Below are 12888 nucleotides of genomic sequence, written 5' to 3'. Positions count from 1 at the left end.
CATGCTGCTGAACAGAGAACGCTGTTTCAAGTGCAGAGCAGAACGGAGCGTGCGCAAATGCCCCCGCAACCGGGACAAGCTGATTGGCTGGAAATGCTGTTTGGAACTGAGGGTCGATCTGCGCTGTCCCTCCGAATGCCCCTACAGCGCGGTGAAGGATAAAAACAGCCCCTTCCCCGCTTTCCGAGCCGATTCCAACACCGAATTCACCCGCACCGCCAAACGCCACATCGACCTCTGGATCTATCAGCCGCAGGAAGGGCTGGATGGACTCAGCCCCGCCGATTATGCTGCCAAGAACAGCGCTGGAATGCTGGCCTGGCTCGGCGGATTCCAGTTTCCTGCCAATTTCCCCATGACCTATCTTCTCCAAAAACTCCAGCTGCCGCACGATGAATATGAAGAACCGGAAACCCCGGAAACGGTGGCATTCGGATTCTTCGACGCCGTGATAACCCAAGACTGGCAAAAGCTGCGCGCTTTCACCATCAATGACCGGGAAGACCGTGACTTGGCAGAACGCTATACCAGGCTTGTTTCCGAGATACCTGAGCTGAAAAAGGTGAACCGTTACGAAATCCTGCACGCCGGGGCCGCCGATGACGGCGTGAGCGCGATGGTGGTGCTGGACTTGGGCGGAAAGTTGATCTGGGCGGTTCTGCTCACTTCAGCGGAAGGCCGCTGGAAAATCCGACAGAACCTCAATGGCGGCCCCCATCTCTATTACGGGCAAAACAAACTATTCTACAAACTGGCGGAACACCTTGCCCAGGGCGAAGCCGAAGCGGCCTGGAACCTGATCAGGAAAAACCTGCCCCTCTATCCTGACTGTGCTGATCTCTATTACTACCGCGCGCTTTACTGGCAATTGGCAAGGCAGTTTGACAAGGCCAAAGAGGACCTGCGCAACTCCCTGGCCCTGGACAATCATTTCTTCGCTGCCGGTTTCGCGCTCTCGGCGCTTTATCTGAATGACCGGGAACTGGAACAGGCGAAGGAACTGCTTTCCTGGCTGGCTGCCGACCGCCCCGATGACCTTAATGTGCGCAACAATCTGGCTGCCTGTGAAGCTGGCCTCGGTAACATTTCCGCCGCCCAGGCCATCTGGCGTGAACTGCTGAAAATCGCTCCCAACTATGAACCAGCTCTCAAAAACCTTGAACGCTACCCAGGCTGAACAGGCCAAATGGATGAAACGGGCCATCAGAGCCGCTGAAAAAGCGCGCGGGACCTGTTCTCCAAACCCCTTTGTGGGAGCCGTGATCGTGAAAAACGGCAAAATGATAGCTGAAGGCTGGACTCAGAGTTACGGCGGTGACCACGCCGAGGTCCAGGCCCTTGCCAAGGCTGGGAAAGATGCCCGGGGCGCGGATATGTATGTAACGCTGGAACCCTGCTCCCATCAGGGGAAAACTCCGCCCTGCACCCAGGCCATCATCGCGGCTGGAATCAAACGAGTCTATCTGGGCATTCTGGACCCCAATCCCCTCGTGCATGGCAAAGGCGTTTTGCAACTGCGGGAAGCAGGTATAGAAGTGGTCCCGGGAGTTCAGGCGGAAGAGATTTCCCGCCAGTTGGAATACTATCTCTGCCGCGTTCACAATCGCCGTCCCTTCGTGATCTGGAAAGCTGCGCTGTCACTGGACGGTAAATACGCAGCCCAAGATGGCTCTTCACGCTGGATCAGCGGGGAGCGTTCCCGTGAACAGGTCCACCATCTGCGTCTGGAAGCTGATGTGGTGCTTACAGGGATCGGCACGGTCCTGGCAGACGATCCGCTACTCAATGTCAGGCTTAAAAATGCTTTCAAACAGCCTCTGCGTGCTGTCTTGGACCCTTTGTTGAAGCTGCCTCCGGATTCACGCATCGCCCGCAGCATGAACGACTTTCCCACTCTTGTCTTTTGCGCGCGGGGCAAAGAACACACAATGCGGGCCAAAATCCTTGCCGCCCTGGGCGCAAAGATCCAGCCGGTCACCGCCATTGGCAATATCCTCAGCCTGCAAGAGGTGCTGGGCATCCTTCATCAACAGGGTCATTGCCTGGTGCTTCTGGAATGCGGCAGCAAACTGGCTTCGGCTTTTTTCGCGGCGCGCTTGGTGGACAAATGCCTCATCTTTTACGGGCCCAAGCTGTTGGGTGGAAACAAAGCCATGCTGGCAGAACTAAACCTGCCCGATATTTCATTCGCTCTAAATCTTCAAGACCTGTCCTGCAAATCCAGCGGTGAAGACCTGTTGGTGAGCGCGTATCCTTTTTATGACTGGCATGGCGACAGTTCCTGATTATCCTTTTATCAAATGCCGTCCTAATGGCAGAACCTTTTATTAACAAGCTATTCAAGGAGGAATAGATGAAAATAGTACATTTTGACAAAGTCGCCCTTGAACCCGTCAACGCTGAAGGGGCTGAGGGGACCAAGATCCGCTGGCTGATCGGGCAGAAAGACGGCGCTCCGAATTTCGCCCTGAGGTTGTTTGAAGTGGAGCCTCAAGGCCACACGCCTTACCATGTGCACGATTGGGAGCACGAAGTTTACGTGCTTTCCGGCACCGGGGTGCTGCAAACCGAAAACGGCGAACTGACTTTCAAGGCGAACGACGCCATCTATGTTGATCCCGGTATGCCCCACGCTTTCAAGAATACCGGCACGGACCTGATGAAATTCCTCTGCATCATTCCCCACGAGCAGCCGGTGCTGAAAAAAACACTCAACCCCTTCGCGGACGAAACCGCCAACAACTGTTAGGAAGTAAAGATGCCAAACGCCAAGAACCTGACATTCCTGAAAGACCTGGTTTCCGCGCCCAGCCCCTCCGGCTTTGAAGGCCCTGCCCAAAAAGTGGTGCGTGATTATCTGAAACCCGTGGCAGACAAGATCACGATCGACCGCAACGGCAACCTCATCGCCCTCAAAAAGGGCAGCGGCAAGCTGAAAGTGATGGTGGTGGGTCATGCCGACGAAATCGGGCTGATCGTGAACCACATTGACGAACAGGGCTATATCTACGTGAAATCCCTCGGCGGTTTTGATGTCAATTTGCTGCCCGGATTACGTTTGGACATCCATCATCAGGGAAAGGTGGTGCGTGGGATAATCGGCAAAAAGCCCATCCACATGATGCGCGGAAGCGACGAAAGCCCCAAGCTGAAAATGGAAGACCTCTGGATCGACATCGGCGTTTCGAGCAAAGAAGAAGCCTTGAAGAAAGTAGCCATCGGAGACGTTATCACCTACCACAGCGAATTTGAGCAGCTGTCCGACGACCTGATCGTCTCCAAAGCCACTGACAACAAGGTGGGGGTGTATGTTGCAGCCGTAGTGATGCAGGAATTGGCAAAGAAGCAGATTACAGCCTCTTATTACGCTGTTTCCAGCGTGGGAGAGGAAACCACCATGCGCGGCGCCCGCACCAGCGCCTGGCAAATCGAGCCTGACATCGCCCTGGTGGTTGATGTTACTTTCACTTCCGACATTCCCGGCACGGACAAGCGCGTGATAGGAGACATTTCCCTGGGCAAAGGCCCCACTCTCAGCATCGGCGCGGCTTTGCATCCTGCTGTGCACAAACGTCTGCTTGAAATAGCCAAAAAGCACAAGCTCCCCATTCAGATGGAGATAGCCCCAGGCCGCACAGGAACCGACGCTGACGCCATCCACGACCTCAAAAGCGGTGCCGCGACTGCCGTTATCGGAATTCCCAACCGCTACATGCATTCACCCAACGAAGTGATTTCGCTGAAGGACCTGGATACCACCGTTAAACTTATCACCGAGTTCGTGCTCTCCCTGGACGACAAATTCAAGCTGGAACGCTAAACAATACAGCCTTAACAAATAAACATCCAAGCCCGCTGAGGAACCCTTCGGCGGGCTTTGCATTTATTAACTCGATCTTATTGGGCTCTCTTTCAAGCCGGGTGTATAACGCCTTGATGCGGAGCAAGATAGCGTAGGTGTGAAGTGGCTGGATACCCCACAAATGATTGAAGCGAAGCCATCAGGCTGTTAGGGCCGTTTCATGTGACCTTGACGCGCCTCCCGAACAATGCCCGCATTCAATGCGGGAATCATACGAGGGGTTTGGGGAAGGGATGAAAGCAGGCGTTCAGGGCGCGACTGACAGTTATTAACGACGGGTTTTATGATAATATCTGTTGACGCAAAAGCCGCCACGGTATTTTTGGGTCCGTTATAGCAAAAAATAATGTGAATAACCCAAGGAGATAGTGATGTCCAAAGACAACCGTCGTGGCAAAGGTGTGAAAAACCTCCCCAATCACGGGCGGGGTGAATGCCCTGTCTGCCACCGCACCGGGATCAAGTTGCTTACCGAGATCAAGGTCGGCGAGAAGACCGTTAAAGTTTGCAAAAACTGTAAGAACATCGCCGCTGCGCGTCTCAGCGCCTGACGCGGCCACTTTCTATAGATTCAGATCGCCCCTTGACGAGCTTTTGGGGTGATCTGAATTTTTTTGAGCAATGCGCGCCATCAAAGCCCTCGGGCAGAATTTTCTGAATCAGCCGGAAATCGCGCGAAAAATCGTGGAGCTTGCCGGTATCCAGCCTGGAGAAACGGTTTGGGAGATAGGGCCCGGCCATGGCATTCTCACCAGAGCCTTGTTGGCAGCCGGGGCAAGGCTGCGCGCATTTGAGCTGGACAGGAGGTTGGAAGCGACTTTGCGTGATGAGTTCGGCGACTCCCTCGAACTGGTGATGGGTGACGTGCTGAAGCAGGATTGGGATAAAGCCCTGGCGGAATGCTGCCAACCGCTGAAACTGGTTGCCAACATTCCCTACAACATCACCTCTCCTCTTTTGGCTAGGCTGGAAAATCACCACCAGGCATTCACTTCAGCCACTTTGATGGTGCAAAAGGAAGTGGCGGAGCGGGTTTGCACGAGTCCGGGCTGCAAGGCTTACGGAGTGATGACCCTGCGTCTGCGGAGGATTTTCGACGCAGAGATTTTGCTTGATGTTCCACGAAAGTATTTCAGCCCTGCCCCCAATGTCGATTCAGCAGTGCTTTCCCTCAAACCCAGAGCTGTTCCAGCCGTTATCCCCGACCTGGCCAAATATCTCAAGCTGATCGAACTGGCCTTCGCCCACAGGCGCAAAACCTTGCGGAATAATCTTGCCAGCCTGCTGGATAAAGATAGCCTCAACCGGCTTCAGCAGCAAAGCGGCATCGATCTCACCCGCCGCGGAGAAACCCTGAGTGAAGCGGAGTTTATTGCTCTCAGTTCTTTGCTTTAGCTGCTGCCTGCTCGCGTCCCAGGTCAATCTGCTCGATTTCAGCTATTCAAGCAGCAACGCTTCCCGCAACCTGGAAAACAATCTCCGTTGCCAGCTTGCCCCTTTCAAAGCCTCTCTGATGCAGATAAACGCCCAATCCTTCGGCGAACAGCGACTGAATTTCTCCCAACGCAGCCGTCGGTCCCTTCTGAATCTGGACCTGGCTTTCGACCGCGGACTTTTTAGACACAACGTTCAATCCGGCTACGAATACCTTTACGATTCCAGCGAACTGGATGAGGATTTCCAGCCTTACCGCAATAAAACAGGATTTTTGGGTTATTCTTTGGAAATCCAACCTGCGGACAGCCTGCTCTTCGAAGCTGGAGTGCAAGGCCTGATCCGCTCTGAGGAAGACCGCTATCTGCTGGATTCCAAAATCAACAGCCAAGGCTATCTGGTGCATGGCAGGGCAACCGCCTCAACCGGGCTCTGGAACTCCCGCGCCGGACTAAACGCCGCTTTCGAGCGCAAGACAATTGATTGGGAATTTTATCAGACGGGTTCCCTTTCCGCCTGGCTGAACCACCAGAGCCAAAGCCTGGTCTTCAACAACAATTTCAGCCTCTCGCGGCGGTATGATGACATTTATGTGCTGCTTCCGGACGTCGGAGGCAGGGGTCATTATGACCTCGATGACAGCCAGAAACGCAGTTCGCTGGTTTATTCTGGCAGCCTCGAGTATGAGCCTTGGGAGATCCTGCGTCTCAGCCTGCTGGAGAATTTCAGCAGGAAAATCACCGATCTGGCCCAAAACACTATGCGCAACAACACAGACCTTGAGAACCAAGCTTCGCTCTCGCTTGAGCTGAAACCCTGGTCACGCCTTGGCTGGACATCCACTTTCAGCCACGGATACGGCCTTAAGACCTTCGCCCAGGCCCAAACCAGCCGCCAGCTTGAAAACCGCTTCCTGTCCTCACGCCTGAATTGGGAATATACAGACGGCGACACTCTGTCTGCAGCTTTTGCTGTGGACTTGCAGCGCAGCACCTTTCCGGACGACCAGAACCGCTGGGACAACGATCTGCGCCATATCAGGCTCAACTTTACTAACGCCCATTACTGGAAAGACCGCCTCAAAATCAGCAACGGCTTTTTCTGGAACCTCACAGACGACGTATATCTGGACGGCTTGCTCTCCTGCAACAACAAACAGACCTCCAGCTACGTTTACAACCCCTCCTGCGCTCTGCTGATCGGTGACCGGCTGCTTTTCAACCAGAACTATCTAGTCCGGGCCGATTATACCAGTTACATGTACGATCCCACGGACAAAGCGTTTTATCGCCAGTTGGAAATGGAATACAAACTGGTGTTCGACAGCTTTCCCTTCGCCGCCCGTTCCCAAGACCAGCGCTGGCTGCTGCTCCCTTACCGCACCAACGATGGAAACGCCCTGCTGGCTGACCTCAGTTTTGGGTTCGAGCGCAACGAATACGCCGATTACAATGGACAGGAATATGTGATTGGATTTAAAAACACCCGCTACTCGGCAGCTTTCACACTCAAACACGACATCCAGGACCTCTACTACATCATCCAACCCCGATACACTTGGGGAACCTGGATAGAATACAATCTTTTGCTGGGGCTGGCTTGGAAATTCACAGACTCCTCGCTGTTGGAATTTTCACTCAACCCCGTGTGTGACAGTCTTTCCAACCTTGACTGGCGCAGTTCAGTGAGCTTGGGAGCGCGTTTCTGATGAGTGCAGAACACTCAGCTTGGATGAAGCTTGCCCTTGGGGAAGCAAACCTGGCCCGCTCTGAAGATGAGATCCCGGTTGGGGCGGTATTGGTGAAAGGCGGTGAGCTGATCGCTGCTGAACACAACCGCACCCGCCAATTGAAAGACCCCCTTGCCCACGCCGAGAAATTGCTCATTGACAAAATCCTCGCATCCAAAATCAAGTACCTGCAGGATTACACCCTGTATGTAACCTTGGAACCCTGTTTGATGTGTGCCGGAATGATGATCTGGAGCCGGCTGGGCACTTTGGTGTATGGCGCTTCAGACCCGAAGGCCGGAGCTGTGGGTTCCATCTACAACGTGCTGGCGGACAAAAGCTTTAACCATCATCCCCGCGTCCTCCGGGGAGTGTTGGAAGCTGATTGCGCGGCCTTGCTCAGGGTTTTTTTCCAAAGCCGAAGACAATGAAGTGGAGAGTTGCCGGAGCGGTTGAACGGGACGGTCTCGAAAACCGTTGTATCCTTACGGGTACCCAGGGTTCGAATCCCTGACTCTCCGCCATTTTGATATGAACCAGACAGATACTCAACTTGTTTGTGACTCCGGTTGTCCGCTTTGCGGAGGCGGCACCCTGCGCGAGGAATTGCTTCTTTATAACATCCCCACTGAATCCTATCATGCTTTGCAAGTTGAATTTGCCTCTCTGACCGGAAAGAAACTCAGTCCCGATAGTGATGTCAGCATCCTCTCCGGCGGCCAAAAAGTCCTCCTGATGTGTCTCTGCGCTCTATTCTCCCCCGCCCGGAAAATTCTGTTCATCAACCTATGTCACTCGCTGGATGCTGTAAACCGAGCCAGAACTAAAGAGCTCATCACGCCCCGGCATAACGGCTGTGATATCAGTTATTCTGAGGAAGGCTATGCTGCTTCCCAAGGGTGATTACCAGGTTTGGGAAAACTTTTCCCTCACTCTGCCTGAAGACCTGACATTCGGGCCGGGAATCCACTATCTGAGCGGCGCCAACGGTAGTGGAAAAAGCTCGATGATCACCAAGTTACTCCTGCCCCGTCTGTTGAAGACGAGCTCTACTTACAGCGTCTATTTAGAGCAGCAGATGCAGGTTCAATTAACCGCCGTAAAGGCTTACGCTAATGTAGTCCAACCCCGCAGAACTATAGACACTGAATCCGAAACCGTTGATTTCCTGCTGGATAACTTGCTCTGTGCTTGGCAAAAGGAGCCCCGTCCCTGTTATGTGGTGATGGACGAATCATTGTTCGCCACGAGGGTTCTGGATTTCCTCCAAGCCAATCTGCCCTCGTTTTCCCTGATCTATTCAGCCCACACGCAACTGGTTAAGGCTGACCAGACCATTCTGTTCGAAGCCATCTCCCCCACGCGAAACGAAGTCTATGTCTCCCGTCCTTAAGCTTGGCCTGGCCCTTACCCTGCTCATCGCCGTCCTGGCGCTGGTTTTGGGTGTTTACATGAATGTTCTGGCAGCGCAGGCGATCTGTTTCGCTACCCTTACATTGATGTTGCTGGTTTCCAAAGGCTCCAAGCGCTGGGCTGCTGGATTGCGGCTCATGCTGCCTTTCCTGATATCACTTTCCCTGGTGTATTTGCTTTTTGGCCTGCTGAAAGTTCGCACCCAGGAAGGTGAGGTGGGGTCAGTTCTTTATTGGCTGGAATTCGGACTAAAGCGGATCCTGCTCTTCGCCAATTCCGTGCTGGCCTTCCAGCTTTTCTTCTCCTGGTTCGGTTTCGACGACCTGTTGCACCTGCCTCTGAAAATCAGCACTATGAAATATGTGATTCTGGGCAAAATCCTCTTCGCCAACGCCTTCAATTCCTACTCGGACATCAGATTCCACCAAAGCCTTATCCCCTCTGAACAGACAGCCAAACCCAGATTGGCGCATAGATTCAGGGTCCGTTTCTCCTCCGTTTTGGCCCTACTCCTCACCCTCTCTCGGGAATCAAGGCTGCGGGGACAGCAGATCGACAATCGCCTGGCTTGCTGCCACGGACTGAGAAGCAGCCAGACCGGCCAGTGGTACCTGATCCTTGGTTTCGTGGTACTGGTGACGGTGGCAACAATGATCATCCCCATTCCCGTGCCGGGAGGAGGATTCTTCAATTTCGGCGATGTGATTATCGTTTTCATCGGCCTTTACGCTGGCAGAAAAGCCGGAGCAATCGCTGGCGGAATTGGCAGCGCCATTGCCGATCTGCTCCTCTTTCCGCTTTTCGCACCCATCACCTTGATCGTTAAAGGGCTGGAGGGTTATCTTTGCGGATTGGCACACCAGCGTTCTACTCTCTGGAAAATAATCCTCCCCCTAGCTGGTGTTGTCGTGGTCGTACTGGGATACTTTTTTGGGGAGTGGGCGCTTCCCCAACTGGGCAAAGCAGTGGCCATAGCGGACCTGCCGGTGAATATAGTGCAGGCTTCAGTGGGATTCTTGGGCGGTCGGGCTCTATTCGAAGCAGCCAGATATCTGGATTTCTAAGCCTATTCTTCCCAATAAAAAAGCCACCCCAAACGAGGTGGCTTAATTGTATCGGAGTGGATTCACTTACTTGAGTTCCACCACCAGGAGCTTCTGTTTGCGGAAAGAGTTGGGGTCGGTGACTTTGAGAACATACTGGTCTCCTTCCCTGGTAACTTCATAGGAAGCGGCTACGTGGCTGGAAAGGATGGAATAGCCTTTCTTGGTGACGGGGAAAGTGACTTCCTGGGTGTCCAGAAGGTTGAATTCGGAGAACTTGGTCAGGTCGGCGTCTTTCACTGTGGAAACTTTGCCGATGCCCAGCAGGCCGCCCTTGCGTTCGATTATACCGCTTTCCCGAAGCTGTTTGCGGGTCCCCACCGCAAAGAACAGACGATTGCTTTCCCTGGTCTGGTTGGCGATCTCGGTGTCTTTGTCCCTGATCTGGGAATCGCGTTTACTGATCTCGGTCTGGGCTGTCTGACGTTCGGTATCCAGTGTCTGGGAAAGATTGGAAACCCTGCCTTCCAGTTCGGCGACTATCTTTTCTTTGTCGGCAACGGACTTTTTCAGCTTGTTAACCACTGCCTGGATGCTGGCCAGTTGGCTTTTGCTCGAAGAGAGGCGGGATTCCAGCTCGCTGATCCTCTTCTTGTATTCATCAATCTTGGCGCGGGCGCGGGTGATGATCTCAGCGGGGGTCGAGCCGCCAATTTCGCTCGCGGTGCCGATGCTGTCCATCAGTTCCTTGTCAAAGGTATCCAGACTGCTCTGTATCTCGCCGATGGTGGCTGTTGATGTGTCATATAATTGCTGCAGTTCGGTGTTCTTCTGTTCCAGTCCTTTTGATTTTTTGGAAGCGCTGCTCCACATCACGCCAAAAATGATGGCAAGAACAGCCAAAACTGCCGCTATAATCCAAGATGTCGATTTCATGCTTGACTCCTCATCTCTTTCAAATATGTTGGCCCATTATTTCACAAGGCGGTTTTGCTGTCAAGAACAAAGCTCAGGACTTATGAATTATTCGATCTTATCAGCTTGGTCCAAAGAATTCAGCCCAAGAGGCCGCAAGGTGGAAAGCGTCAATTTAGCCCATTCCACTCTGAGGCTTAGGTTCAGCGATAAAACAGACCTTATCTTTCTGGCCGGAGCGGACGCCTTTGCCTTTCACAGCGCTGATTTCAGAGCCCCAGACGGCGAACAGAGGATTTGGGACCAGCTCACCTATGCTGTCCTCACTCAGATCGAGATGGATCCAGCCGACAGGATCATCCGCTTCCGCTTTTCCCAAACCGATATCTACCAGCAAAATACGGAATATTTACTCATCGCGGAATTCACCCCACCGAAGCCGAACCTCATCCTGGCCCGGCAGAACGGAGAAGCCATTATCGTTGATGCCCTACATAAATATAGCTACGCTGACAACCCCCAGCGCCAGATTCTCCCCAAACTGCCATATCAACAAGCCAAGACCACATTCCAGCCTGTTGTTGAGGATGTTTCGCTGCCGCTGGAACTGGTGTCCGTCAAAACCGGGGCCAACCTTCTCTGCCCCAGTGTGAACGATTGGCTGGATAACTACTACCACCATGTATTCCTGGCCCGCGAAGATGCCCGGCGGCGCCAGCTTCTCCACTCCCGTTGGGAACGAGAATTAAAGAAAGCCCATGCCAAGCTTGCCAAGCAACAGGCTGAGGCCAGTTTGGCCAACAAAGCCGAGTATTGGATGATTTGCGCCGAGACCATCAAAACCAATCTGGCTAATATCTCCAGGGGCAAGGCCTCCCTCGTGGCCGTTAACTATTTCGATCCGGAGCTTGGTAAAATCGAGATTCCGCTTCAGACGAATCTTTCCGCCCACCAGAACCTCCAGAGTTATCTGAAAAGATACAACAAGGCCAAACGGGGCAAAGAACTCATCGCCAAAAACATAGCCGCCACTAGGCAGGAAATAGAAAGGCTGTCCGGTATCCTCGTCCGCGTGGAGGCTGGCGAGGATATCGAAGCTCCCTCCGCCAAAAACATGATCACCCTGGGACGCAGGCTGGATATGGAGGACAGGCTTTTGCGCCTGCGTCTTTCGGATGAATTTGAAATCGTGATCGGGCGCAAAGCCAGTGAAAACGACTTTATCACCACGCAACTTGGCAGACCTCACGACTGGTGGTTTCACACGAGGATTTACCGCGGTTCCCACATCCTGCTTCGCTGTTTCCGCAAAACCACTCCCCCGGATGAGCTTATCAGCCTTTGCTGTTCACTCGCGGCCTGGTATTCCAAAGCCCGATTTTCGCAAAACGTTCCCGTAGATTACACCCAAATCCGCTATGTACGCAAGCCCCGTAAAAGTCCACCAGGATTCGTCGTTTATACAGAGCACAGGACGGTTTTTGCCGATCCCCGCGACCTTCGTTCCGTGCGTGAGGAACTGAAGCAGTGAAAACCAAGCTCAAGGACCGCGCTTTTCTGATAAAAAGCATTCCCTACAGCGACAGCAGCCTGATCCTGAAAGCTTTTGGACACGAACACGGACAACTTTCACTCTTGGCCAAAGGCATCCGCTCCAAACCCCAAGCCAGCCTCCTCAACCCGCTCTGCCTCTATGAATTCAGCTTTTATGAGCCGCGCGAATCCGGTCTTTGCCTGCTTGCTGAACTTTCACTTGTGAAAGAGTTTGACTTCACGGACCGGATCGAGGTCTGGACAGCCGCTGAGTGCGCTTTGGAGCTATATTCACAGCTTATTATCCCCGCTGAGGAAAGCGTCGCGTATTTTGAGCTGCTGCGGAACTACCTTGTGTATTTGGATTCACTGCAAACGAACGCCGTGCTTATCTGGTGGCGTTTTCTGCTTCGGGTTTTCAGGATGCTGGGTATTCCCTGTGATACACAAACCTGCTCCTCCTGCGGCGGCAAGGCCCTCAAAGCCTGGGATAAAGGCAGCGGCAAACTGTTCTGCGACGAATGCTGGAACGCCTTGCCCGACCTTCAAAACCGCGAGCTGCTCAGCCCCGTCTCAGCTATGGTTCTGAGCCTGATGCCGGTGATCGGGGAACACCTGTCCACCCTGAAACTGGACCGGAACAGCGTGTCCAGCCTCAACGAACTCTTTGCCCGTTATTACCAGGCCCATTTCCACAAAGCCCTCAGGCTGCGCGGGCTGGACGTTCTTGAACAATTCTACACCTGATAATCAATCCCAACCGACTCGCAAGCAATACGTTACCCATTCACTTTGTAAGTGATCCATTTAAAAGTGAGCCTTATACCAAATCGCTTTCATTAATCTAATTTAAGCCATTTGAAATAGGTCAATTTTGAGACCATGTCTCTGTTGCTATCCAAGTATGAGAAACTATCAATAAGAGCTTTTTGAACATCATCAAGTGACGCGTAGGCAAT

General features: G+C 53.1%; 14 protein-coding genes and 1 tRNA gene. 14 read left to right on the top strand and 1 reads right to left on the bottom strand.

Annotation, left to right across the window (positions count from 1 at the left end; genetic code table 11):
* Position 1 precedes the first annotated feature (1 nt).
* From GX466_00630 to GX466_00575, 12 genes are all read left to right on the top strand, one after another.
* The gene (locus tag GX466_00630) at positions 2 to 1177 is read left to right on the top strand and encodes a hypothetical protein (protein ID NLH92719.1); all 1176 of its coding nucleotides are present in this window, start codon (positions 2 to 4) and stop codon (positions 1175 to 1177) included.
* Positions 1137 to 2285: a bifunctional diaminohydroxyphosphoribosylaminopyrimidine deaminase/5-amino-6-(5-phosphoribosylamino)uracil reductase RibD gene (gene ribD, locus GX466_00625; protein NLH92718.1), complete on the top strand. Its 1149-nt coding sequence runs from the start codon at positions 1137 to 1139 to the stop codon at positions 2283 to 2285. Before GX466_00630 ends, ribD begins: the two co-directional genes overlap by 41 nt.
* Positions 2286 to 2353: 68 nt before the next feature.
* A complete protein-coding gene (locus GX466_00620; GenBank protein ID NLH92717.1) occupies positions 2354 to 2749 on the top strand; it encodes a cupin domain-containing protein in 396 nt (131 codons plus the stop codon).
* Positions 2750 to 2758: 9 nt separating this feature from the next.
* Positions 2759 to 3820 (top strand): M42 family metallopeptidase, encoded by a 1062-nt coding sequence (locus GX466_00615; protein NLH92716.1) that lies wholly within the window; start codon positions 2759 to 2761, stop codon positions 3818 to 3820.
* 413 nt (positions 3821 to 4233) lie between these two features.
* Positions 4234 to 4413 (top strand): hypothetical protein, encoded by a 180-nt coding sequence (locus GX466_00610; GenBank protein ID NLH92715.1) that lies wholly within the window; start codon positions 4234 to 4236, stop codon positions 4411 to 4413.
* A 70-nt stretch (positions 4414 to 4483) separates the two neighbouring features.
* On the top strand, positions 4484 to 5257 hold the full coding sequence (gene rsmA / locus GX466_00605) for a ribosomal RNA small subunit methyltransferase A (GenBank protein NLH92714.1): 774 nt from the start codon (positions 4484 to 4486) through the stop codon (positions 5255 to 5257).
* Positions 5220 to 7004: a hypothetical protein gene (locus GX466_00600; GenBank protein NLH92713.1), complete on the top strand. Its 1785-nt coding sequence runs from the start codon at positions 5220 to 5222 to the stop codon at positions 7002 to 7004. The genes rsmA and GX466_00600 overlap by 38 nt, the downstream gene beginning before the upstream one ends.
* On the top strand, positions 7004 to 7456 hold the full coding sequence (locus tag GX466_00595) for a nucleoside deaminase (protein ID NLH92712.1): 453 nt from the start codon (positions 7004 to 7006) through the stop codon (positions 7454 to 7456). The genes GX466_00600 and GX466_00595 overlap by 1 nt, the downstream gene beginning before the upstream one ends.
* Before the next feature lie 3 nt (positions 7457 to 7459).
* A tRNA-Ser gene (locus GX466_00590) sits at positions 7460 to 7549 on the top strand.
* A 7-nt stretch (positions 7550 to 7556) separates the two neighbouring features.
* Complete coding sequence (locus GX466_00585) at positions 7557 to 7928, top strand: hypothetical protein (protein ID NLH92711.1); 372 nt, start codon at positions 7557 to 7559, stop codon at positions 7926 to 7928.
* Positions 7909 to 8418 carry a hypothetical protein gene (locus GX466_00580; GenBank protein ID NLH92710.1) on the top strand — a complete coding sequence of 170 codons (510 nt, stop codon included), beginning with the start codon at positions 7909 to 7911 and terminating at the stop codon, positions 8416 to 8418. Before GX466_00585 ends, GX466_00580 begins: the two co-directional genes overlap by 20 nt.
* Before the next feature lie 373 nt (positions 8419 to 8791).
* Complete coding sequence (locus GX466_00575; protein ID NLH92709.1) at positions 8792 to 9502, top strand: ECF transporter S component; 711 nt, start codon at positions 8792 to 8794, stop codon at positions 9500 to 9502.
* 66 nt (positions 9503 to 9568) lie between these two features.
* Here the strand turns inward: GX466_00575 and GX466_00570 are convergent, their stop codons facing one another.
* Positions 9569 to 10417: a hypothetical protein gene (locus GX466_00570; protein NLH92708.1), complete on the bottom strand. Its 849-nt coding sequence runs from the start codon at positions 10415 to 10417 to the stop codon at positions 9569 to 9571.
* An 82-nt stretch (positions 10418 to 10499) separates the two neighbouring features.
* Between GX466_00570 and GX466_00565 the strand changes: the two genes are divergently transcribed.
* Together GX466_00565 and recO are read left to right on the top strand one after the other, a co-directional pair.
* Positions 10500 to 11927: a DUF814 domain-containing protein gene (locus GX466_00565; protein NLH92707.1), complete on the top strand. Its 1428-nt coding sequence runs from the start codon at positions 10500 to 10502 to the stop codon at positions 11925 to 11927.
* Positions 11924 to 12676: a DNA repair protein RecO gene (recO, locus tag GX466_00560; protein ID NLH92706.1), complete on the top strand. Its 753-nt coding sequence runs from the start codon at positions 11924 to 11926 to the stop codon at positions 12674 to 12676. The genes GX466_00565 and recO overlap by 4 nt, the downstream gene beginning before the upstream one ends.
* The last annotated feature ends 212 nt before the right edge of the window (positions 12677 to 12888 follow it).

Source organism: Candidatus Cloacimonadota bacterium (assembly GCA_012516855.1).
Lineage (GTDB): Bacteria > Cloacimonadota > Cloacimonadia > Cloacimonadales > Cloacimonadaceae > Syntrophosphaera.
Note: the sequence above shows the minus strand (reverse complement) of the source record. Positions and strands in the feature narration are given on the sequence as shown.